Raw genomic sequence first — 24,930 nt, forward strand, 5'->3', positions numbered from 1 at the left:
TATAATTAAATGAATCTTTATAATAACTAACGATTTTTATTAGAAATTAAAATATACATTGTAGGCACAATAAATAATGTAAACAGAGTTCCTATTGATAAGCCAAAGGCTATTACTATTCCAATATTAAATCGACTTGCCGCACCCGCTCCAGATGCAAATACCAATGGCAAAACTCCTAAAACCATGGCAGCTGTTGTCATTAAAATTGGACGCAACCGCACAGAAGCTGCTTTTTTAATAGCAGTGACAACATCACAGTGTTCTTTGTGTTTGAGTTCATTTGCAAACTCAACTAATAATATTCCATGTTTAGAAATTAAGCCAATAAGAGTGATAAGTCCAATTTGTGTGTAAATATTAATTGTGGCCAATCCAGCATTAAGAGGCAATAAAGCTCCACAAATTGCCATAGGCACACTCACAAGAATAATTAAAGGGTCTCTAAAGCTTTCAAATTGTGCTGCAAGAACTAGAAAGATCACAATTAATGCAAAGGCAAACGTATATAATAGAGCATTTCCTTCTGATTGTTCGATACGAGAACCACCTGAAAAATCATAGGTCATGCCATGAGGCATAATTTTATCTGCGGTTTCTTTTAAAAAATTTAAGCCTGTTGCCGTTGTTTGTCCTGGCATCATCACAGCAGAAAACGTGGCAGAATTTAATTGTTGAAATTGATTTAAAGAATTGGGCACAGTCGTGGTGGTATAGCTTACAAAATTAGCCAAAGGAACAAGCGTACCACTGTTATTTTTAACATATGTTTTATTCAGATCAGTTGGAGAGCGTCTATCAGAATCTTTTAATTGAGGAATCACCTGATAGCTTCTACCATTAATACTAAAAAGATTTGAATAACCTGAACTCAGCATTGTAGAAAGTGTGGTACCAATGGTTTGCATTGTGATTCCCATTTCTGATGCCTTGAGCTTGTCAATATTGATATTTAACTGTGGTTGTTCAAAGCTTAAATCACTATCTGTGACAATAAATAAACCACTTTTTTTGGCCGCAACTTTCAGTTCTTCCATTGTATTGTAAAGCACAGTGTAATCATCTGTTGTTTTTAACACAAACTGTACAGGAAAGCCGCCACTTCCTGTTGGCAAATCGGGCAAGGGGATAACAAATGACTTGACGCCAGCAATTTTTGCAAGTTCTTTTTGAATTGGTTCAGACATCTTTAATGTCGAGCGATTTCTTTCTTGCCATGGTTTAAAAATAATTCCTGTAAAGGCAGTATTTTCGCTACCCATACCGTTTATGTTAAAATTTGCGGCGCGCTCATCAAATTTTGAAAGGACTTTGTCTATTTCGTGGGTATACTTTTCTAAGTATTGTAAATTTGCATACTGAGGAGCACTGGTGATTGTTAAAAGAAATCCTTGATCTTCTTTAGGTGCCAGTTCTTTTGGAGTTAATGTAAATAAAAAATAAGTACTTGTTAAAACCACTGCAGCAAAAGTTAGCATTGTTTTTTTGCTTTGTAAAACGACATGCAGAGTTTCTTCGTAGCCTTTTTGTAACCCTTTAAATTTTTTATCAATCCACTTCACAAGCTTAAAATCAGATTGTTCGTGTTTTAAAATTTGTGCACACATCATTGGAGACAAAGTGAGAGCAACAACGCCTGAAACAATCACAGTTGCGGCAAGAGTTAACGCAAATTCTTTAAATAATGCACCTGTTAATCCTCCCATTAATCCAATTGGTGCGTAAACCGCAGCAAGGGTAATCGTCATCGTGATAACAGGTAACGCAATTTCTTGAGCTCCTATTAGAGATGCTTGAAATGGTGTTTTTCCTTCTTCAATATGGCGTTGGATGTTTTCCACAACAACAATTGCATCATCAACAACCAAACCAATTGCTAAAACCATGGCAAGAAGGGTTAAAAGATTAATAGAATACCCCATTGCAAGCATAATTGAAGCTACGCCAACCAGCGATAACGGAATTGTGACAATAGGTATGCTAACAGATCGAAAAGTCCCTAAAAATAAAAAGATCACCAACACAACAATAATTGTAGCTTCTATGAGTGTTTTAATCACATCTTGAATTGAAGCAGAAATAAATTCGGTAGAATCATAAACAACTTCTTGCTTTAAACTAGGTGGCAATATTTTTTCAATTTCTGGCAGAATAGCACGCACGTCTTTCACGACAGTTAAAGGGTTTGCCGAAGGAACGGCTTGCACACCAATAAAAACTCCTTTTTTTCCGTTAAAAGTCACAGAAGATGCGTAGCTTTGCGATCCCAATTCAACGTCAGCCACGTCTCTTAAATGAATCAAATTTCTATTATTTTGTTTAACAACAAGTGCTTTAAATTCTTCTTCGCTGTGCAAATCGGTTTTGGCACTGACATTGGTAATTGTGAATTCGCCTTTTAATTGTCCTGCAGCAGAGAGATAACTATTTGCTCGCAGAGAATTTGTGACGTCTTCTGTCGTAATTCCCAGGGCGGCCATTTTTTCAGGTCGCAGCCAAATACGCATGGCAAAAGGGTTACCACCAAGTATGTCTGCGCTGGATACTCCCGCAACCGATTGAATTTTTGGTTGCACAACTCTATTTAACAGATCGTAAATTTGGGGACGGGTCATTTTGTCACTGGAATAGCTAATATATACCAAAGCAACAGAGCTTCCCGTTGTTTTGCTAATGACCGGATCGTTTGCTTCCTTTGGAATTAAGGCTCTCACTGCATTCACTTTAGCTGAGATGTCCGTAAAGGCAGTGAGTGAGTTAAAATTAAGTTTTAAATGTGCCTCAATTTTACTCAATCCTTGAGAACTTGTCGAGTTGATAAAATCAATACCTTCAGCAGATGCCACAGAGGTTTGCAACGGTTGGGTAATAAAACCTTGAATCAATTCTGCATTGGCGCCAGGATACGAAGTCAAAATTGTAATAACGGTATTTTCGACTTTAGGATATTGCCGAACTTCTAAATTAAATAGTGCTTTTAAACCTAACATAAAAATGAGGATGCTAATTACCGAAGCAAGAACGGGTCTGCGAATAAAAATATCAGTAAATTTCATTTATGCCCTCTGGAGTGCTTGCTATTTAAAGATTTACAGAATTATTGATAATTATTTTTGAGCCATCAAACAGTTTCAGTTGGCCACTGCTTACAACCAAATCACTAGCATTTATTCCTTCTAATATAACAACTTTATTATCTCTTCTTTCGCCACTTTTGACAAAAACTCTTTTAACAGTTCCTTGCAATTCACCATCTTTTGTTTTTTCTTTATCTAATGTTACTTTAAATGCTGAATCTCCGTAAAGCGAATAGGTGATAGCTGTTTCTGGAAGTACAATTGAGTTTGGAATAATAGGAAGTAACACTTTAATTGACACAAACATACCTGGAAGCAATTTATTTTCAAGATTTTCAATTGTTGCTTGGGCTTGAATGGTTCGTGTTGCGACATCAATTTTAGAATCAATAGCAGTAATTTTTCCTGTAAAAATTTGACCCGGGTAGGCATCAACAGTTAAAATTGCTTCCTGATTAACTTTAATTTTGGTTGCATCTTGCTGTGGTAATGTAAATTGTGCATAAAGTGCATTTGCTGTTTGCAAACTTGCGCAGGCAAAGCCCGCCGCAATATATTGACCAATATTTACTTGTTTTATGCCAATTTTGCCACTAAAAGGCGCTCTAATGAGTTTTTTGGCAATTAAAGAACGTGCATTTTCGTAGTTTGCTAATAATTGTTTTACTTTAGTATTAGAATCATCAACATTTGACTGGGATGCAGCACCTTGTTGGTACAGTTGTTTAATGCGTTTGTCGTTAACTTGTGCAAGGTGTAATTGCGCAGAAATATCTTTTAATTGTGCTTGTTCACTCGAATCATCAAGTTGAATAAGTGGCTCGCCTTGCTTTACAAATTTACCAGAATTAAAATAGATTGCTCTAACATGACCCGCAGTTTCGGCGCTGATGTCAACACCATTAATTGCACTTAATGTACCGACAGAATAAAGATAAGGCTGCCAATTTTCAAATTTTGCTTCTGCTGCAGAAACCACTTGAGAAGGTGGCGTTAAATTTGATAAAATGTGAGAAATAAAAATTCTTTTTGCAACGTAACCAATAAAAACAAGAGCTAAAATAATATAAAAAATTGTCAGTGCAACTTTAATTTTTTTTGAACTATCAGACATGCTGTTCCTCTTATTATGGAGCCTTGTAATGAGATACTAAAATTTCCATTTTATCAATTTAAATAAGAAAATTAAATAAACTTTAAAGAGTTTAATGTTGTTTTAATTAAAGCACAAGTCAAAATATTAAAACAACAATTTTTGGAGACAATCTTTTAGATACTTGTACTTGTTGTTGATTCTAGCGCCGCTTTGATTAATTTTTCTTGTTCAACAAAGTGTTGTTTTTCAAGACCAACGGCGGGTGTTGCTCTGCGAGTGCGTCCAAAATATTGCAGTTCGAGATTCAGTTTTGATTTTTTGATCACTTTTTCGAGTTCGTCTTTAACAAAGCCCCAAGCTCCCATGTTTGCAGGTTCTTCTTGAACCCAGGCAATTGTTTTTAAGTTTTTATAACGACTGAGTATGCTTTCTGCTTTTTCTGCATGAAATGGATAAAGCTGTTCAAGACGGACAACTGCTGTGCTATTTGCTTTTTGTTTATAGTCTTCTTTTTCAAGAGCATCAAATAAATCTAGCGATATTTTTCCGGTACATAATAATAAACGTTCAACAGAATTTGTTTTTGTATGTCTTGAATCATCGATAATTTCTTCTAATTGTCCTGACGCGAGATCCTTTAATGTGGTTGCGGCGCGTGGACTTCTTAAAAAACTTTTTGGCGTCATAATTATTAAAGGTTTTCTAAAGTTACGTAAAACCTGACGTCTTAACGCATGGTAAATTTGTGCTGCATTGGTAAAATAGCAAACCTGCATATTGCCATTTGCACAAAGTTGTAAAAAACGTTCTAAACGTGCACTCGAATGTTCTGCGCCTTGTCCTTCCATGCCATGTGGCAATAAAAGTACCAAGCCTTGAGTTTGCGCCCATTTTGTTTCGCCCGCTGCGATAAATTGGTCAATAATCACTTGTGCACCATTGGCAAAGTCACCAAACTGTCCTTCCCAAAGAACAATTCCTTTAGTGAGGCGCACGGCATAGCCATATTCATACCCCATTGCCGCTTCTTCAGAAAGAAGAGTATTGATAACTTCTACTTTTGCATTTTCTGCAGCACAGTTAGAGATTGATGTGTAAGGAGCCCCGGTTTCATAATCAATTAACGTGACATGGCGATGCGAAAATGTCCCGCGTTGCGCGTCTTCTCCGGCTAAACGCACTTGGTACCCTTGATTGAGAAGTGTTGCATACGCCAATAGTTCTGCCATACCCCAATCTAATTTTTTATGACCCTCAGCCATTTCCTTGCGATCGGCAACAATAATACGAGCAAGCTTTGGATTGGGCGTAAAACCTTCGGGCAGCTGACAAATTTTTAATGCCAATTCTTTTAAATGAGATTCAGAAAGTTGTGTATTAAACGTTTTTAACATTTCTTTTTCTTGAACGAGTTTTAGTTCTCCTGCATCACGAAGTGGAGTAAATTGCTGTATTTTTAAATGATCATTTTTAACTTTATCGTAGATAGAATTCATTTCTGAACGGTAATTGTTATAAATAGATTTTAGTTCATCTTCACTAAAATTATTTTTGTTTACTAAATATTTTGCATATTCTTCATAAGGAGGTAATTTATCTTTAATTACTTTGTACAATAAAGGTTGTGTAAAAGATGGTTCATCTGTTTCATTATGTCCATGTCTTCTAAAACATACAAGGTCAATATAAAAATCTTTTTTATATTTATTACGGTAACGAGCAGCCATCACCATTAAATTATGCAATGCATCGAGATGATCTGCGTTAATATGAAAAACAGGCGAACCTGTTACTTTTGCAATATCGGTACAGTAAGTCGCTGAGCGAGAGTCTTTATAATCGGTTGTAAATCCAACCTGATTATTGGCAACAATATGAAGTGTGCCGCCAATAGAATATCCATTTAAAGTCATCATTTGCACATTTTCAAAAACAACTCCTTGTCCAGAAAATGCCGCATCTCCATGTAAAACAATTGAGGCAACACGAGAAGTGTCACCATTGTAATAAACATTTTGGCGTGCGCGGGTATCTCCCATTGCAACAGAACCAACATATTCTAAGTGGCTTGGATTAAAAGGCATAGAAACCCGCATTTTTTTACCATTGCGTGTGAGTCTTTCTGATTCAAAGCCGTAGTGATATTTAACGTCACAGTCTCCTTGCAGACCGTCATGTGGGTAGCCTTCAAATTCTGCAAGCAAATTTTCTAGAGGTTTGCCAACAACATTGACCAAAAAATTAAGTCGCCCGCGGTGCGCAATGGCAACAGTGCATTCTTTAACGTCTAAATCTGCACATGCATCCATATAGCTTTCTACAGCAGGAAATTGGGCATCTGCACCTTCAATACTAAATCTTTTCTTGCCAATGTATTTGGTTGCGATTGTTTTTTCGAGAGCGTCTGCTTTAGCGAGTTCTTGATAAATTTGTTTTTGCGCTTCTTTTGGAATGCTTGTGTAAATTTTTGCAAACTCTTCGTGCAACCATTTTCTTTCCTCAGGATTTTCAATGTGCTCAATTTCAGCACCAACAGGTCCCGCAAAGCGGGAGTCCAATGCTTTTGCAAGCTCATTAAAGGTTAAGGTCCCTAAGCCTAACATGGATCCTGCGGTTGTTTTTTTAGAATAATCTTCTTTTTGAATTCCATATGTTTCTGGTAAAAGAGTGACTGCAGGAACGATAGGAATATTAAGAGGATTTGTTTTGGCATTGAGATGTCCATGATTTTTCCATGCTTGAATGTAAGCAATCACTTTGAGATCAAAATCTAATAATTGACTTTGTCCTGTGTGAGTCGAATCTTGTTTGGTATTTTCACTCATTTTTTGAAGCAGCGTATAATAATGAGCGTTGTCTTTAGCAAGGGTCGATGCTGTGCTAAAGCCTTCATGAAATCCTTCAAAGTAAGAACGCCATTCTATGCCTACTGAGTTTGGGTCGGAGCAATAGCGCGCAAACATTTCTTCAACATAACCAGAGTTGTTTTGAAAAATAGAAGTAAAATTATCGCTCATAATTTTCGTAAATCCTTTTAGGAAAGTTAACAGGAATGTCTTTGCACCTTGCAATCAGCCATTTCCCTGGGTATCAGTTCTTTAAACTAACAAATTTAATCGGGTATAAACAATTTTTCTTCATCTGAATCATAAACAATTAAATTTGCATAGCGGCACCATTTTAAAAGAGTTTGAAATTGGACATCATGATCTTCAAATGGCAGCATCATGACAATTTGTTCAATCGCGATTTCAGCTTCTAAGCCATCTTTTCCCGCCTTTTGCACCAGATCATAAATAGAATAAACAACAGGTAATTTTAAAATAGCGTTACGCATAATGTTGCCGCGAACTTCTGCATCATGCTCTAAGGCAAACAGTCGTCCTTCTTCTGTGAGCACCACAACAATTCCTGGGGTTGTGATAAACCCCAGAGTTTCTGCTGCGGCAACCGCGGGCAACACTTGGTCGACACTTTGCCCCATGTCTTCACACAAATCATAAAGGTCTGTTGTTTCAACCTCAGTACTCAACCTACTGATTAATCCTTCGACAAGGGTTAGGTTTGTATTAATCAGGGGTTTTACGCGTCGGGATTTCGGCAATGAATTTTGTTTATTGTTACGATTTTCAGAAACATTTTTTGGAGTATTAAATTTGTTTTTTTGATTAAAATCTTGGGTTTTGATAATAATATTTTGTTGGTTGTCAGGTTGTTGCGTGTCAAATTCGCTATCTTCTGTTACTTTATCAAGGTGCAATTGACCAAATGCTTTTTCGAGCTGTTCTTCAATTTCTTTGTAAGCATGTGAGTTTGGCATACGAGGTCTTGGAAGATGAATTTCTATTGAGCGAAAAATAGTTCCTGGATTAGACGATAAAATTAAGATGCGATCAGCGAGTTGCAATGCTTCTTCAAAACGGTGGGTGACCAACACACAGGATCGTATTTTTCTATCTTGTTGCGACCAAATACGCACAAGTTCGGCTCTTAATGATTCACTTGTTAGTGGATCAAGTGCCGAAAAGGGCTCATCCATAAACATAATCATAGGGTCAGACACCATTGCTCTTGCTAAACTCACTCTTTGCCGCATGCCACCACTCAATTCTCTAGGATAAGCATCTTCAAAACCTTTTAAACCAACCATCTGTATCATTCTATCGATACGGTCGTTTTGTTCAAATTTAGAAAGTTTTGGCATGGAGACTGCAATATTTTCTCGAATTGTCATCCACGGAAAAAGCGCAAAATTTTGAAACACATATGCGCTGAGTTGCATGTTTTCAGGGGATGGAGAGGCGTAAGTCACAGTACCGCGATCGGGGTTGAGGAGTCCTGCCATACAACGGAGTAAGGTTGACTTGCCAGATCCTGACAAACCGACCAGAGCTAAAAATTCGCCATCATAGATGTCAAGATTGATTCCTTCTAAGACAGTAAACATGTTGCCGCTGGGTCGTCTATAATCTTTGCAAAGAGATCGCACTGAGAGTATGATTTTCTTTTTTGTCATATTATTAATCCTTAACCCGTTCAGCATAAATTTGTAAGGTTTGCCAAAGTGTTCTGTTTAAAATAATGAGTGTCACGACAATACAAATAATTGCAGCAATGAGTTTTTGATAGTTTCCTTCCGTCGAAGCATTAACAAGCTCTGCTCCAATCCCAAAAGAAAATAAAGATCCTCCAGGAAAGTTCACAATTTCAGCAACCATGCTTGCATTCCAGGCGCCACCTGCAGCTGTGATCCAGCCTGTTACGAGAGAAGGCAAAATAGCTGGGAAATAGAGTTTGTGAAATCGCTGCCAGAGAGAAAATTTATAAATTTGGGTGACAAATTTTAAATCAGCAGAAATACGAGAAGCGCCACTTATCACATTAAATAAAATATACCATTGGCTTCCGACACACATTAAAAGTGTCGCGTTTAGAAAAGAGGGCAGGTGGCTGTGGCTGAGTGCCAATGCTAAAAAAGGAAACAATACTGGTGCTGGAAAAGCAGCGAAATTTTGAATTATTGGTTGAAAAAATCGTTCAAGTTTGGGGTTTAGTCCAAGCCAAAGGCCCACAGGAATAGTCCAAATGCTACTAATAATAATTACAGAAAAAACTTTCGCACCTGTTAAAAAAACTGCTTGAATCAAATGAAACCAATCTGTGCTTGAGATTGTTGCAAGGGATTGGCCAAAAGAGGGAAGCTTAGGTAACAGTGAAAATACCAATCCACCAATTGCGAATGTGACAATAAGTGAAAGCATGTAGGAGCGTTTTATTTTATCGACATTGGCATCAGAAAACCAATTTTTAGGACTTATAATTGTGCCCCATTTGTCTATGTTATCAATTAAATACTTACGTGTTGCTCCAGAAATTTGAATGTCTGCTTTAGGAAATAAAAATAAAATACTTTTTTTAAAGAAATTAGAAATAAAATCTGGAACTCGAGTTTGTCTGATTACATTTAAAAACCAGCTTTCTTCGCCTGAACTTTGAGTGTCATCGCCATCACGAAAGCGTGTCACCCAGGCAATCAATGGTTTCCAGATTAAAAAATCGCAACCAATAATCACAACCAATAACACAACAAGTGCGACACAAAAATTAAAATAATTTCCTGTTGCAAATGTTTCTGACAAGTAGCTTCCAAGACCTGGTAGGCGAAAATCTTTATGACCAATCGTAAATGCTTCACAGGTGGTTAAAAAAAACCAACCGCCAGCCATGGACATCATTCCATTATAAATGAGAGGTCGATAACCATTAGGCAGATCGACAAAAAAGAACTTTTGCAGTGCTGATAAGCGATATATTTTAGCTACGTCTTTAAATTCTGGTTGCAGTGTTTTTTGCGATTCGTAGTAAGCAAAAGCGAGATTCCAAACTTGTCCTGTAAAAATTGTTAAAAGACATGATAGTTCTAATCCCCAACGACTGCTGTGAAATACGGATATTAATGCCAGCACAAAACCTGGCAAAAAAGCGATCACAGGTAAACTTTGGAGCACGTCTAAAAGAGGGATTAAAAAACGTTCTAGTGATTTATTATTAGCAGCAATTGTTCCATAAATAATAGCAAATATAAAACTTAAAATCAGCGCAATTAGACTTCGTACAAGAGAAAGGGAAGCATAATTTGGTAAAGAAGAAAGCGATGTATCGATTTCAAATTTTTCAAGATACGCAGAGCTTCCCGTATTGAGAAAATTAGCAAACCCAAATCCTAAAATGATAACAACAAAGATTACCGTAAGGTCTGCTCTTAAAAAGGCGCCTCGAGTTGCTTGTACTTTTGCAAAATGTGTCATGTTCACCTCTTGGTGGAATGAAAACATGCCCTGTTCAGGTTAACTTCAACTGTAAAGCATAATGAGACATGAAAATGCAAGGCGCTTTGCTTACAATTTATGTTAGTTTTTTGATTTTCGAAGCCAACACATAAATATAAGGACTTAACTCCTCGGTGGCAATGAGTGAGGAGTCTCTGTTAGGATATTGAGGAAATAAAATATATCCATCAGAAGGGGCAAAAAATGCTTTTTCAGATATGGAATAACCCATAAGCATATTTTTTGAAATTTTTTGTAAATTGACAAAACCTTCTTCAAGTCGTTTTTGTGGATGATCAAACTTTTCTGAATAACAAATTTTAAGAAAATTGAAGTCGTTATTTTTTTTGGCGAGAGAAGACAAGTTTTTTTTACGAAGGTATATTTCATCCATTAAATATAACGATCTTTTCATTGCCAAAAAACAAATATCTTCTGCGTTTTTGTGCAATCCTTGTTCGCCAAGCTCAAGAGTTATGCCTATTTTATTTAAGTTTCTGACATATTCGTCAGAACACATTCCTTCTGGAGAAAATGCTTTAGTAGAACTTCTTGTTACAAAAATATGACTCAAGCCCACAGCTCTTGCCCATAAATAACTGTTTTTATGCATAGCAAAAATATAAAAAGGGGTTTTACAGGGACGAGTTGTTTGGTGAAAATCAAAAAAAACATCGCACTCATTCACGACGCTTTTTATTTCTTGCGCGCGATAAGATTCCCACGTTTTTAATTCTAGTGAGTTATGAAAACACCGGTTGAGATCGCGTTCTACAAATCTTTTATTTTTTAAGCTTGCGGGTTTGTTGCCAATAATAAAAGTCACTTTACCATGAAATTGCAATTCTTTTTTTTCAAGTAGGGCAATGATTTTTAAAAATGCTGGCAATCCTCCCACCTCATTGCCATGAATAAGACAAGAAAAAACAAGATGGCCTTTATGTTTATTAAAATTAAATGTAATACTGTCTTTAATTTTACCGGGGTATTTTTTTTCTATAAGCTCAAATTTTTCTAAATAATTTTTAAGCATAAATAATGATCCATTAATAATAAATCTATGAAATAAATTATTATTAATGGATCATTAATTGTCAATTATTTTAAAATCATTTTAATGGAAATTGTATCTGTAGCGATGCAATTTAAAAATCTTATGTCAATTATTGTTATAAATACACTTAAAATCTTTATGAAGGAGTGTCTTCATACCCAATTGGGTTGCAAGTGCTTTTTCCATTTTTTTTGTCAATATAGCTTTTGCAATTTTGATGGTTTTTGTTGATGCGTTTTGGCTGTTCGTTTGTACATGAGACGTAAAGATAACATGAGAAAGCAGCAATAAATAATAATAAACCTTTTTTAATCATGACGATTGTATCCAATATAAAAATTTAATTTAAAGAAAAATTGATTGGAAAAAATGAGAACCAATCTCTCAAAAGAGCAAGCAAGTTTTATACCAGTATTTTATTCATCAATAACAATATGTTATAATTATGAAAGTGTTTAATATTTATACAAATATAAAAAAATTGTAAAATAAATAAACAAAACCCCTTGTCGCGATTTACGACAAGGGGTTTTGTTTATTTATAAAAAAGGAATCTTATTTGATAACGATGCCTTTTTTAGAGCAGTAAGCTTCAATACCAATTTTATTAACAGTGCGAAGTGCACTGGTGCTTAGGCGAACTTTAACAAACTTGCCCAAACCTGGAGCGTAAATGCTCTTTGATTGTAAATTTGGAAGAAGACGAACCTTGGTTCTATTTTTAGCGTGAGAAACACGGTTTCCAACTAGACCGCCTTTTCCGGATAATTCACATACACGTGACATAAAAAAAACCTCCAAGCACATTTTTATTATTTTATAAAATAAAAAGAATTGAAATTTAGTACTTGTACCAAACAACAACCTATAAGCTTAAAGCGTTTAGCAGCATTTTATCAGAGATGCAAGAAATTAGCGATTGAATAACAAGATTCTTTTGAGATATTGACAGAATCACAATGAAGGCCATATTCGCAAAGGAGTGATTTTAAATTCCTTTAGCCAATTTTAAGTTTAAATGGCAAGGGTAATCAGAGGGTATCATGGAAGACAAAAAAAATAATAAGTTAGTAAAAACACGTAAAACAAAAGTTGAAGAAAATAGCGATTCTCTAAAGCAAGATTCTACTCAACTTCCTGTTGTTATTAACAAAAAGGTTAGAGTCATCACTAAAAAAGCAAAAATAAGCCCCAAAAAAGCAGTCCCAAGTCAGGTAGAAATTAAGTCTAAGGTAGAAAAAAAGGAAGTTTCTTCTAATGTGCTTAAAATTCTTCCAGTTAAAAACTCTGTGTTATTTCCACACAATGTTCTTCCATTTGCGGCAGGAAAAGAGTGGACAACAGAAACTGTGGACAGAGCCGTGCGTATCGGTGGAAATATGGGCATTTTGGCGCAAATTTATCCCGAGGACGAAAACCCTCCTCATGATGAATTGTACCAATACGGAACTGAGGTTAAAGTTCTAAAAATTGTCAAATTTCCGGACGGGTCCCATGGTGCCGTTCTTCAAGGGGCACGACGCTTTAAAGTGTTAAAATATGTCAACACCACTTTAGGCCAATTGTCAGCTGAAGTAGAGTTTTTACCAGATGAGTTAAGTTTACTTGATACCTCTCTCGATCTCGACACACAAGCCCTCGGCAAAGCTATGAAGCAGCTTGTGCAAAAGGCAATTCATTTGTCTCCAAACATGCCCAAAGAAGTCAGTATGTTTGTCGATAATATGCAAGAAGCAACATATCTTGCATATTTAATTATTCCTTACTTAAGTTTAGACTTTCCTGCTAAGCAAAAGCTCCTAGAAATAGAAGATATGTGCGCACGATTAGGGCATATTCATTCTTTATTGGTCAAAGAAATTGAAATATTAGAAATGACTAAAAAACTCAATTCAGACGTAAAAACAGAATTGAGTAAACAGCAACGTAAATATTTTATTAAAGAACAAATCAGACTTTTGCAAAAGGAGTTGGGTGATATCGATGGACGTGCAGTCTCTGAAACCTCAGACCCTAACGACTTTCACTCTCGAATTTTTGAAAGCAAAATGTCTGCTGAAACAAAGGAAATGGCTATAAAAGAGGCCGAACGTATGGCAATGATGATGCCTGGTTCTCCCGAATATATGATTTGTCATAATTATTTAATGTGGTTATTAGATATTCCTTGGCAAAAAGTTGATGAAAAGCGCATTGACCTTCATGAAGCAAAAGATATTTTAAATAAAGATCACTTTGGACTTGATAAAGTTAAAAAAAGAATTTTAGAATTTTTAGCTGTTTGTGCACTAAAAAATTCTATTAAAGGTCCAATTTTATTATTTGTAGGTCCTCCTGGGGTCGGAAAAACCAGTCTTGGAAAATCCATTGCAAGAGCTTTAGGACGCAAGTTTATTCGTATTGCACTTGGTGGCGTGCGTGATGAAGCGGAAATTCGTGGGCACCGCCGAACATATATCGGTAGTATGCCCGGTAAAATTGCAGACTCTCTTAAAAAAGCAGGAACGATGAATCCTGTGATCCTTTTTGATGAAGTCGATAAAATTGCTTCAGATGGCCGCGGCGATCCGTCTAGTGCATTACTAGAAGTTTTAGATCCTGAACAAAACAATATTTTTACGGATCATTATCTCAATGTCCCTTTGGATTTGAGTCAGGTCTTTTTTATTGCTACAGCAAACTCATTGCATTCTATACCTGCCCCTTTGCGTGATCGCATGGAGGTTGTCGAGTTAAGTAGTTATACCCTTGAAGAAAAGAAGCACATTGCGTTTGAATACTTGTTGCCTCATGTTATGGAAGATCATGGAATAGCAAGTCATATCGATGTGAAAATTGATCATGAAACCATGAAAGGTATCATTCAGCATTACACGCGTGAAGCAGGGGTTCGTCAATTAAAAAGAGAACTGGCTGGTGTTGTCAGAGGCATTGCTCGTGAGTGCGTTGAGTCTGGTTATTGCAATCAACAACCTCAACCTAATGCTTCAGAAGAACTCGCTTCTCCAGTTGTTAAAGAAAGCAAAGAAGTCACTTTGCAAACTGTACGAAAAATGATTGGAGCATTTCCTTTTTCTGATAAAAAGAGACCTGAAACATTACCAATAGGCGTAGCTACGGGACTTGCATGGACTCCAAATGGAGGTGATGTGTTGTATATTGAAACGGCTGCAAGTTCTCCAGGAACAGAAAAACTCGCTATTACTGGGCAGCTTGGTGATGTCATGAAAGAATCTGTGCAAACAGCGTATGCGTATATTCGCGCGCATGCTGCAGAGTTAGGAATTGATATTCTTGAACTCACAAAAAAAGATCTGCATGTCCACTTTCCAGAAGGCGCTGTAAAAAAAGATGGACCTAGTGCAGGTATTGCAACATTTTTAGGCATTATTAGTCAATTTACGGAAACTGCTCTTGCTGCCAATTTAGCAATGACTGGTGAAATTTCTTTACGTGGCGACGTGTTACCTGTTGGTGGAATAAAAGAAAAATTGCTTGCAGCACATCGTTATGGAATCCAAAAAGTCTTAATTCCACAAGATAACGAGCATGATCTCGAAGAAATACCTGTCGAAATTTTAAAAGATATGAAAGTGGAGTTGGTGTCGCATTTGGGTCAGGTCTTAAAATTTGCACTTGAAGAAAAAAAGATATTGCAGAACATCTATTAACTTCTAGAAAATCTGCAATAACAAAACAAAGAGAAACTGTTTTGCATTCCCGTTCGGAGACATTGTGAGTCGTATTTATCTTGATCATAATGCAACAAGTCCTCCTTCAGCAGAGCATTTGGCGCAAGTTTTTCAAAAATTGCAACAGCATAGTGGCAATCCATCCAGTCCTCATGCCTTTGGTCGTAATGCTTCAGTAGCATTAACTGAAGCACGGCGATCTGTGGCTCGTTCTATGGGAGTCGATGTTTCTGATGTGATATTTGTTTCGGGCGGTACCGAGGCTGATAATCTTGGCACAGTTGGTGTATTGCATAGCAATAACATCGCTATCAATAAACAACATGCTGTTATTTCTAATATAGAGCATCCAGCAGTCAGTGAGCCTTTAGAGCAGCTGCAATTAAAAGAAGGTTTGCAATTAACAAAACTGTCTGTTGATAAGAGTGGCTATGTGTCGTTTGAAGACGCTATTTTGAGTATCACTACAAAAACAACATTACTTTCTATAATGGCTGCAAATAATGAAATAGGAACAATACAGCCTGTTAAAAAAATTGCAGATTTTTTGCATTATAAAAGATGGTCGAGTTTAGCAGATCCTACTCTTAAAGATGAGTTTGATGCATTCAGTTTGCGTCTTGATCCAAGTTTAACAACAGACGTATTTCGTAATTTGCATTTTCATGTGGACGCGGTGCAGACTTATGGCAAATTACCTTATTCACTTTGGTTTTCTGATGGCATAGATTCGTGTGCGCTTTCTGCGCACAAAGTTGGGGCTTTGCAAGGAGTTGGTGCTTTAATTTTACGGCGTGGACGTAAGTTTAAACCATTTATTTACGGCGGTGCGCAAGAAAAAAATAGACGCGCAGGAACCGAAAATCTGCCGGGTATTATAAGTTTTGGTCTGATAGCAGAAGAGATATTGCAACCGTTTTGGTTTGAGCAAGTGCAAAACATGGAGAATCTGAGGCGCGAATTTTTTTACAATCTTTCATTGTTGCCAAACTTAGAGATGAACTCATCTCTTGAAAATTCGGTGACAAATACCATTAATTTTTCTATTACTGGCAAAAAAATGAGTGGTGAAGATTTACTCGTCCAGCTTGATCTTTCTGGGATCTGTGCAAGTTCTGGTTCTGCGTGTAGCAGTGCGGCCAACTTGCCTTCAAAAGTGATTTTAGCATTAGGAAAATCACCACAAATGGCAAAAAATGCTGTGCGTTTTTCTTTATCATTAAAAACAGATCAGGCAGATATTCTGAAAACATTACAAGCTATAAAAACTTACTTGCAATCTGAACACTTTTAAATTTGTGTCAAAATACATTCCATTTTATGCAAAGCGTCTGCAAATTGTTTTGGGTTGCATCCAAGTCCTAAGCGAAAACCAAAACCTTTATTAAGCCCACTGAGTTTTTTATTTTGATAAAATTCTTTTTGCTGAAAAGAATAATTGTCAAATTCCATACTTGATAATGGTAAAACAAATATTCCCTCTAATGAAAATTTGTTGATGAGTTGAATGGTTAGTTCGAGTGAGGTTGCATTTTGAAAGCCCAGACAAGAAACAAGCCCTCCATTCGGTGCCATGCCATAAAGAGTTTTTGAATTTTGTAAAAACTCAGATAAAATTTGTTTATTTTGAATCCATTCTTTTTTGACTTCTTGAAACAAAAAGCTTTGCGTATTTTTTAGCACTTCAAATGCAATCCATTCTGAAATTGGATTTACTGTATGAGTGGTGTAATTTTTTTCGTTTTGCATTGCATCAAGAGCCTCTTTAGGACCAATACACCATCCAATGCGAAGGCCAGGGGTGCCAAAGCATTTTATAAATGAACCTGTGACAAACGTAGTGCCATCATTTTGATACAGAGTTGGGGCAAGAACATCATACGGACTCGATAAAAATCTGTAATGTTCGTCTGCAATAATTTTGCAATTAATGCTTTTTGCTGTTTGTTTTACTTGCTGTAAGAACTCAGAATCAAAAATCAATCCAGATGGATTATGAGGATTGTTGATCAAAAGACATTCGGGTTTAGAAGTTGCAATAATTTCTAACCATTCTTGCTCGTCTATCCAGGGTGCGCCGTTTGCGTCAAACCGGACAGGAAGCGGGACAATTTCAGCATCCATCGCAAGTGGAAGTTCGTAAAGTAATTGAAACGCAGGCAATGCTAAGGCCACTTTTTTAGGCCGCAAATTTCTAAATAATAAAAAAAGCGCTTCACTTGTTCCTGTTGTGACCAAAACATTATCAATACTCGCACCTGGATGAAAATTTGCAATGAGTTGCCGCAAATCATTGCGGCCGCGATTCGGGCTATCACATAGAGTGAGAGAAAAAAATTTTTTTGTTCCCTCTTCTGTTGATAGATCTGAGAGAGATAATATTTCTTGCACAGTTCTAGCTCGTCCTCCAGACTCACCAAGATTGAATTGCGCTTGAAAACGATTATTTTCTAAAAAATCTTCCATGAAAAAAGTTTTTAATGGTTTCACTTTGCACCCCCTCGATCTTGACTATACATATAAGCTCAACGCATTATCTTAAAGTAATGTTTTTTTTATTTTTAATAAAGGTGTGCTAGTGAAATTAATAGAGTTTATCATCCCTACTAGAACTTTTTTTATCAAAATTACAGCGTATAGCTTTTTAATATTATTTTGTACAGCGTGTTCAACATCTATCCAAAAAATGAGTGCACCGCTATCGCCTTTTGATGATTTGGATTACTCGCCAAATTTAGAAAAGTGGAGAAAACAAGTTAGCGTTTATAATAATTTTGAGTTGCAAGTTCTTGCAGCAGCTGTTCTTGTTGTGCCAGAAATGGAAGAACAATACAAAATACGTTTACGACGTTTGCAAAGTGAATTCGCACAAAGCAATCCGTATATTATAACTTCTCAAGATAGTATTAGCATTGTGATTGATCTGTTTGCGAAAACCAAACCTTTTATGGATTTGACTGATCAAAGTTTATGGCACTTAACGTTATCCATAGATGATACTGTTATTGCAGCACCACATCGAATTGTTGCATTTTCTCGTAATGAACTCCTTGCTCCTTTTTTTCCATTAAGCAGTCAATGGAGTCGCTATTATATTGTTATTTTTAAACTTCCTTACCAAATATTAAAAGGTAAAGATGTCAAAAGCTTTTTTTCAAAGCAAGAAAATACGCCACATTTGCCTCAGTCAGAAAATAGAACTATTCTTTTTTCGATGAATTCAGGAGAAGCTAAGCTTCATTTTTCTTGGTCACGGTGAGAGTATGCCAAATTTTATAAGGGGAATGTGTTGGAATTGGTTCAAGAAATACAAATAAGCTCTTGCCATGCTTATGAAGATCACAGTTTGTGGGCAATTGCGAATTCTTTTAGAAATTTGGTTTGTCAAGAATTAAGAAAATTAAATTTTTATGATAGGCGAACATTAAAGGGAGATTATCTTTTTAAAATTGATGGAGAGCCACGGTTTATTGTTATGGTTGACGATAGCGATTGTTGGTCTGTGTGTGTTTCAAAAAAATCTGATGGCAGTTTTTGCTTTTCATTAGATGCGGATTGCCATTGGAATATTTCACAAGTTCAGTTGCTCAATGTGATTGAAGGATTGTCGCGTGCAACAATCTTAACAGATTCTAAAACTTTGTATAAACTTCTAACAGGAACTCTCAAAGGTCATGTTGCTTTTGTTGCCGAAAAGGTCATGATTAATGGAGATCTCGCTGCATTTTTAAAAATGGTTTCATTGTTAAAACAATGTGGAGTGAGGCCAAAACATGGAAAATCAATTGCAGTCGAAAAGTAATTTTACAGCTTTAATTACAGGTGCTTCTAGTGGGATTGGGTTAGAGTTTGCCCATTTGTTTGCAAAAGATGGATTTAATGTCATTTTGGTGGCAAGAAGCACAGAAAAATTAGAAAATATCTCTGCAGAATTAACCCAAAAATACGGTATTTTTTGCAAACAAATTACCTGTGATCTTGCAAAACCTGGAGCCGCTCTAGAGTTATTTAAAAAAGTTCAATCATTAAATATTCATATTGATTATTTGGTGAATAACGCTGGTTTTGGCGCGTTGGGATTTTTTAAAGATATTCCTCTGCAGACACAATCCAATATGATACAGGTTAATGTTCAAACTTTAACAGAGCTCACATATTTGTTTGTCAATCCAATGATAGAAAAAAAATATGGTCGTATTTTAAATGTGGCTTCTACAGCCGCTTTTCAGCCCGGCCCTTTGATGGCTGTTTATTATGCAACAAAATCTTATGTGCTGTCATTCAGTGAGGCTTTAAGTAATGAACTGATTGGTACAGGTGTATCGGTAACAACCTTATGCCCTGGACCAACGCAAACGGGTTTTCAGGCTGTATCAAAAATAGATGGAGATTCAATACTTTTTAATTCTAAATTGACCGCAGATTCTGCAACTGTTGCTTTAATTGGCTATAAAGCCTTGTTCAATTCTAAGCGAATTATAATTCCAGGCCTTTTTAATCATCTTGGTGTTTGTTCTGCAAAAATTGTGCCCAGAGTTTTTGCTTTAAAACTTGTAAGGTGGTTACAAAACAAACGCTCTTAATTTTTTAACGTCTGAGTTTTTCTCGTTCTTCTAAAGATAATCCAAATCGTTTGCGTGGTAGCTTGACATCTTGGTTGGGCGCTAAAGGAATTGAGTCTAAATTATCTGTTTTTTTACTTCCAAAATCATAGATTTCCGCAGCATTTTTTGATCGAGGAAAAGGCGATTGTTCATCGCTGTGAAAAAATGGAGAACGTGTTTTTCTATTTTGTTGGTTGTCTTGGCTTGGCATTTTTCCTGCAAACATTTCGTGAGTTTTTGCTCGAAGTTCTAACGTCATTTCAAAAAGATCAACCACGCGATTGGCGATTTTTTCTACCCCATCATTTGTCAGAATGAGTCCAAAGCGTCCTTCTAATGCGCTTTCTTCAATAATTTCTCTAATCGCCTGGCATGTTGCAATTCTAAATATTTGACTCATATATTTTCCTTTGATTAAATTGACTTTTCATATATTAGCCAAATTTTATAAAGTTTGGTATTGCGCCAATTTTTTAATTAAGTATGAAATTTTTAAGTATAAAAAATTTTCCTTAATTGAATTGAAAGAGAGATTTATGCCAGAGCTTCCAGAGGTTCAAGGGTTTGTCAATGCAATTAAAAAATCCTATGTAGGACTTACACTTAAAAATATTAAATTTCATCGTGAAGATTTGCGTTATCCTTTTCAAGTAAAAGAGCTAAAACAAATTTTTGCGCCAGGTAATAGACTTCTTCAATGTTATCGAGAAGGCAAGCAGCTTGTTTTAGAAACAAATCATGGGAGTGTTTCAATCAGTCTTGGGATGTCAGGCGCATTTAAGCCAATTCTTTCGATCGATGTTGAAAAACATCAACATGTTTCCGTTTTTTTTGAAAACGGAGAAGGCTTTGCGTATGTTGATCCTCGTCGATTTGGTTTTTGGAAAATAAAGGATAAAAGTGCTGCTGCACAAAAAGTTTGTGATCCTTTGCAAGAAAGTGAGCTTTTGGAGCTATTTTTGTCACCTTTAATTCGCGAGAAAAATACGTCTATCAAAGATATTTTAATGGATCAAAAACTAATTGGTGGAATTGGTAATATTTATGCCGTTGAGGCATTATATATTGCAAAGATTCATCCATTAAAAAACTGCGCAGAAATTTCGGTAAAACAATGGAAGTCACTTGCTCGAGCAATTCCTGAAATATTACAATTGGCAATTGAAATGGGGGGATCCAGTATTTCGTCTTACCGTACATTAAATGGAGATAAAGGGTCTTTTCAACATGTGCATAGAGTTTATGGAAGGACGGGGTTAAAATGCTTGCAGAAAAACTGCTCTGGCACAATAGAAAGAATTGTGCAAAAAGGAAGAAGTTCTTGGTTTTGTTCAGAGTGTCAATCTAACTCAAAATGAAAGGTCTGTATGCATTCAATTGAACCTAACACAGCGGGTGATCAAAATTGTGGCATATTTTTTTTTCAAACCTTTGAAAACCCAGAAATCACACTTATTTCTAATGTAAATAAATTATTAAAAAAATATCCTAATCTTGAAGACGTTTATTTTGAAATGACATATTTACTTGATGAAAGTTGGCTAAACAAAAAACAATGGTTAAAAGTCATTTTTGAATTTCATCACGTGCAGCATTCTAATGAGTTGTCGTTAAACTCATTGCATATTGCACCAATTTTAGACAACAAAGCCAAAACAAATGAATTTGGCATAAAAAAAGACACCATAACCGAGAATTTTGATATTTTAGTTTTTAATGAATTTAAAAAAAATTATGAACATTTAAAATTAAATAAAAAATGTTTTTTTCTTGGTGAACCATACGTTTTTGAACCTGTTTTTATTGCAAAACCTTGGGGAAAAGAAATATGGTTTACGGGTTTTGAAGCTCGAGGTGTTTCGTTAATAAAACCATTTGGTGGAGAATATGCAATACCTCTAACTTGGCTTTTTTCGATTTTACCTAATACTTTATTAGGTAAAAATAAAACATTAAAAGATTTGAGTTTAGTTAAAATTTTAGATCCCTTGCCAGAAGAAGTATATGGCGATCTTTATTATGAAATGCATACAGAAAAAAATGAAGTTTATGTTGTAACAGAAATACGTTCACAACCTGCTCGCATTAAGATGGGAATAAACCAAGAAAAATTTAAATTTTTTTCAAACGATATCACAAAATTTAAAAACTGCTTTCTTAAAGCCATTAAAGAATACGAAAAAATTAGAAGAAAGATAGACAATTTACTCGATAGTTTTCGAGAAAAAAATAATATCGCTTTGAACGCCCCTATTTTGAGCCAGACAGTTCGTGAATGGATGACAGATATTCCAAAAGATGATATTCACCAAGAAAAAATAAAACGGAAAGAAATGGATGAATACTGCGGTTTTCTAGAGTTACAAGTTGGTGATGTGGTTTGTGTTCCAACTTTTATTCCTCATGCCCTGCAGCATGGTGTAAAGGTTATTGAATTTCAGACTCCAACTTATGAAAGAATGATTATTAGTTTTGCGCAAAAAGTATTAACTCAAGATCATTGGGATACTGAGCATGCATTTGAAAAACTTAAATTATTTCCTCCAGAAAAAACAACTTTGCAACTTCTTAACAATGAAAAAGGCTTTTGTGAAGAACTTGTTTGTAACTTTAATGAATTTAAAGCAACAAGAGTAAAATTAAATAAAAATCATCTTTTATCTTTAGAACCAATAAATACTTATCGATTATTATTTCTTGTAGAAGGGCATTTGGAAATTGCCAAAAATAGTAAAGCCTTAGATTTTAACACAATTTCAAAAGGTGAATGCATTTTTTTATCTGCTTTAAATTCATACCATATAAGAACTGTTGATAATGCCACTTTTTTGTTTTGTTTGCCAAATTCATAACAGTTATCACGAGTTAAAAAAATTTTACTATAGAGTCTCTTCAATTTATCGGGTAGTATAATTATAATATTCATTTATATAAAATTTTTATTTGATTATAGTTTTTGGAGAAATAATGAAACTAGCCCCTAAGATCATAATATTGTTACTTTTTGTAACTTTTGGTGTTATGTCGGTTTATAGTTTTTATCAAATAAATAAAGCGGAAAAATCTTTTATCAATGATGCAGAAGGCAACCATGTTTTATTACTTTCAAACTCGATTGGTTTTTTATCAAAATCACTTTGGGAACTTGATAAAGATATTTCTTTAAGAGGTATGAAACCAATTTTTGAATTGCCGACTATTTTAGAAATAAAAATGTATGACGTCGAGGGACATTTTTTTTCAGGGATGCGTTACCAGATAGGTGATTCTAATAAAAAAGAATTGATTGAAATTGATAGTATTCAAGATGCCGATAAAACGTATTTAAAAGAACTATCAGATAGTAGACGCCCTTTTGATCCAGTTCCATCTAAGATGGTTAGTTCTATGATAAAAATTAAAGATGACACTTATAGAATGGTTGGTTCCTTATGGTGGAAAGAAACAGAAATTTCTGAACCAAAATTTTTAGGGTTTGTAATTTTAGAGTTTACAACTGATTATATTGCAAAAAGATTAATGGATCAAAAAATTAGTTTTGTGTTATTAACCATAGGCCTAAGTTTTATTATTATTTTGTTAACATATTTGTTTTTAGAAGTGCAAATTATTTCTCCAATTCGTAAACTTATGATTGCAAGTCTTAATATTGCAGCAGGAGAATTTACTAAACTTGATGAACCTAAAAACCCAAATAGCAGAGATGAAATTGATAAATTAACAACGAATTTTAATTTTATGACTAATAAAATTGAGCAAAGTTTAAATTTGATTAAAGGATTATCAGATGCTGCTCAAATTATTGTTAAATGTATTAATATTCAAGATGCAATCAATATTTTTGAAAAATATTTAATAAACTTAGTGAAACTAAAAAAAGTAGAAATTTGGTTAAATTCTCAAAAAGAAGTTAATAAAATTATTAGAGAGTTAGAATGTGTTTCTAATAATAAGAAAATAACATATGATAATGAAATTTTCGATCATATTACAAGAAAATCAGATATTTTTACATTTGAAAGACAAGTCGATCTTCTTGGCGATCCCGTTAAAGATAGTATAATTATGATTCCATTAAATAATTCAAAAAATATTATTATAGGTATTATTGAATTGTATTTTGAAAGTAGTGAAAAAAGTTTAAATGATGAAAGTATTCAGATCATAAAAACTCTTACAAGTTCTCTGTTAATTGCAATCGAAAACGACTGGAGAATTCAAAATGAAAAAAACAGGGCAAACTTAGAAAGAGATATTGAACTAGCAAGTGCTGTGCAAGACGCAATTTTATCTAAAAATATACCAAAAAATTATTATTTTAATTACAGTACTTTTTTTAAAAATGCCGGACAATGCGGTGGAGATTGGTTTGGTGTGTACGAAGTTTCTGATTCAAAAATATTAGTACTTTTTGGAGATGTAACAGGTCATGGAACTCCAGCAGCATTGATTACTGCCGTGAGTAGAGGTGCGGCAGATATGTTACTGCAGTTTATTAAATTGGGCAAGGCTGATATTTCGCATAATTTTCCGGCTAAGGTGCTTGAGTTTATGAATGAATGCATTACAGAAACAGGAAAACAGACATATTTGATGACTATGGTAGTCGCATTGATTGATTTTAAGGAACAAAAAATATTTGCCTCTTCTGCAGGACATACTCCTCCTGCTTTGATTACTTTAAAAAACGCAAAAGTCGAAGTTAAGTATATTTATCCTCCTGCTAATTCAAGATTAGGCTTTACTAAAGGAACAGTTTACGAAGTTGAGCAATATGAGTTTTTGCCAGGACAACAGATAGTTTTTTACACTGATGGAATTATTGAAGGAGAATCTCCTGATAAGAAAGAGTATGGTTTTAAAAAGTTTAAAAAATCTATGGAAACACATGGCATGCTGGAAATAAATGATTTTACTAAAAAAATAACAAATGATGCTTATACCTTTTTTGGAGAAGTGCCACAAAAAGATGACATTGCTTTATTAGTGATTCGTTTTTTACAAAATTAATATAAAAAAATATAATAATAATTTATTGATAGTTAATTTAATTTATAACTAATATAATTATTTATAAA

General features: G+C 35.0%; 17 protein-coding genes. 8 read left to right on the top strand and 9 right to left on the bottom strand.

Going from position 1 to position 24,930, the window contains the following annotated elements; all coding sequences use genetic code 11:
- Positions 1 to 26 precede the first annotated feature (26 nt).
- The 7 genes from Spiro2_RS05625 to rpmB all read right to left on the bottom strand — a co-directional run bounded on the left by Spiro2_RS05625 (position 27) and on the right by rpmB (position 12,342).
- Positions 27 to 3,056 carry an efflux RND transporter permease subunit gene (locus tag Spiro2_RS05625; RefSeq protein ID WP_338637610.1) on the bottom strand — a complete coding sequence of 1,010 codons (3,030 nt, stop codon included), beginning with the start codon at positions 3,054 to 3,056 and terminating at the stop codon, positions 27 to 29.
- Positions 3,057 to 3,081: 25 nt separating this feature from the next.
- The gene (locus tag Spiro2_RS05630) at positions 3,082 to 4,191 is read right to left on the bottom strand and encodes an efflux RND transporter periplasmic adaptor subunit (RefSeq protein WP_338637611.1); all 1,110 of its coding nucleotides are present in this window, start codon (positions 4,189 to 4,191) and stop codon (positions 3,082 to 3,084) included.
- Positions 4,192 to 4,346: 155 nt separating this feature from the next.
- Positions 4,347 to 7,190: a 2-oxoglutarate dehydrogenase E1 component gene (locus Spiro2_RS05635; protein WP_338637613.1), complete on the bottom strand. Its 2,844-nt coding sequence runs from the start codon at positions 7,188 to 7,190 to the stop codon at positions 4,347 to 4,349.
- A 95-nt stretch (positions 7,191 to 7,285) separates the two neighbouring features.
- A complete protein-coding gene (locus tag Spiro2_RS05640) occupies positions 7,286 to 8,689 on the bottom strand; it encodes an ATP-binding cassette domain-containing protein (protein WP_338637615.1) in 1,404 nt (467 codons plus the stop codon).
- A gap of 4 nt (positions 8,690 to 8,693) precedes the next feature.
- Entirely contained in the window at positions 8,694 to 10,481 is a 1,788-nt protein-coding gene (locus Spiro2_RS05645) for an ABC transporter permease subunit (protein ID WP_338637616.1), read from the bottom strand.
- 97 nt (positions 10,482 to 10,578) lie between these two features.
- A complete protein-coding gene (locus Spiro2_RS05650) occupies positions 10,579 to 11,535 on the bottom strand; it encodes a succinylglutamate desuccinylase/aspartoacylase domain-containing protein (RefSeq protein WP_338637618.1) in 957 nt (318 codons plus the stop codon).
- A gap of 576 nt (positions 11,536 to 12,111) precedes the next feature.
- Positions 12,112 to 12,342 carry a 50S ribosomal protein L28 gene (gene rpmB / locus Spiro2_RS05655; protein ID WP_338637619.1) on the bottom strand — a complete coding sequence of 77 codons (231 nt, stop codon included), beginning with the start codon at positions 12,340 to 12,342 and terminating at the stop codon, positions 12,112 to 12,114.
- 257 nt (positions 12,343 to 12,599) lie between these two features.
- Between rpmB and lon the strand changes: the two genes are divergently transcribed.
- Positions 12,600 to 15,227, top strand: a complete 2,628-nt coding sequence (gene lon, locus Spiro2_RS05660; RefSeq protein ID WP_338637620.1) for an endopeptidase La — start codon at positions 12,600 to 12,602, stop codon at positions 15,225 to 15,227.
- 64 nt (positions 15,228 to 15,291) lie between these two features.
- Entirely contained in the window at positions 15,292 to 16,542 is a 1,251-nt protein-coding gene (locus Spiro2_RS05665; RefSeq protein WP_338637621.1) for a cysteine desulfurase family protein, read from the top strand.
- Here Spiro2_RS05665 and Spiro2_RS05670 read toward each other — a convergent pair.
- Complete coding sequence (locus tag Spiro2_RS05670; protein ID WP_338637622.1) at positions 16,539 to 17,738, bottom strand: pyridoxal phosphate-dependent aminotransferase; 1,200 nt, start codon at positions 17,736 to 17,738, stop codon at positions 16,539 to 16,541. The genes Spiro2_RS05665 and Spiro2_RS05670 overlap by 4 nt on opposite strands.
- An 88-nt stretch (positions 17,739 to 17,826) precedes the next feature.
- Here Spiro2_RS05670 and Spiro2_RS05675 point away from each other — a divergent pair, with 88 nt between their 5' ends.
- The 3 genes from Spiro2_RS05675 to Spiro2_RS05685 are packed head-to-tail and all read left to right on the top strand — an operon-like array spanning position 17,827 to position 19,831.
- On the top strand, positions 17,827 to 18,507 hold the full coding sequence (locus tag Spiro2_RS05675) for a hypothetical protein (protein ID WP_338637624.1): 681 nt from the start codon (positions 17,827 to 17,829) through the stop codon (positions 18,505 to 18,507).
- A gap of 30 nt (positions 18,508 to 18,537) precedes the next feature.
- Positions 18,538 to 19,050, top strand: coding sequence for an SCP2 sterol-binding domain-containing protein (locus tag Spiro2_RS05680; RefSeq protein ID WP_338637625.1), 513 nt, complete (start codon positions 18,538 to 18,540; stop codon positions 19,048 to 19,050).
- Complete coding sequence (locus Spiro2_RS05685; RefSeq protein ID WP_338637627.1) at positions 19,022 to 19,831, top strand: SDR family oxidoreductase; 810 nt, start codon at positions 19,022 to 19,024, stop codon at positions 19,829 to 19,831. The genes Spiro2_RS05680 and Spiro2_RS05685 overlap by 29 nt, the downstream gene beginning before the upstream one ends.
- A 4-nt stretch (positions 19,832 to 19,835) precedes the next feature.
- Here Spiro2_RS05685 and Spiro2_RS05690 read toward each other — a convergent pair whose 3' ends face one another.
- Positions 19,836 to 20,252 (bottom strand): hypothetical protein, encoded by a 417-nt coding sequence (locus tag Spiro2_RS05690; RefSeq protein ID WP_338637628.1) that lies wholly within the window; start codon positions 20,250 to 20,252, stop codon positions 19,836 to 19,838.
- A 136-nt stretch (positions 20,253 to 20,388) separates the two neighbouring features.
- Here Spiro2_RS05690 and mutM point away from each other — a divergent pair, with 136 nt between their 5' ends.
- The 3 genes from mutM (at position 20,389) to Spiro2_RS05705 (ending at position 24,862) form a co-directional block, all read left to right on the top strand.
- Positions 20,389 to 21,210, top strand: coding sequence for a bifunctional DNA-formamidopyrimidine glycosylase/DNA-(apurinic or apyrimidinic site) lyase (gene mutM, locus Spiro2_RS05695; protein ID WP_338637629.1), 822 nt, complete (start codon positions 20,389 to 20,391; stop codon positions 21,208 to 21,210).
- 9 nt (positions 21,211 to 21,219) lie between these two features.
- Positions 21,220 to 22,704: a hypothetical protein gene (locus tag Spiro2_RS05700; RefSeq protein ID WP_338637630.1), complete on the top strand. Its 1,485-nt coding sequence runs from the start codon at positions 21,220 to 21,222 to the stop codon at positions 22,702 to 22,704.
- A gap of 115 nt (positions 22,705 to 22,819) precedes the next feature.
- Positions 22,820 to 24,862: a SpoIIE family protein phosphatase gene (locus Spiro2_RS05705; RefSeq protein WP_338637631.1), complete on the top strand. Its 2,043-nt coding sequence runs from the start codon at positions 22,820 to 22,822 to the stop codon at positions 24,860 to 24,862.
- The last annotated feature ends 68 nt before the right edge of the window (positions 24,863 to 24,930 follow it).

The organism is Spirobacillus cienkowskii (genome assembly GCF_037081835.1).
Taxonomy (GTDB): domain Bacteria; phylum Bdellovibrionota_B; class Oligoflexia; order Silvanigrellales; family Silvanigrellaceae; genus Silvanigrella; species Silvanigrella cienkowskii.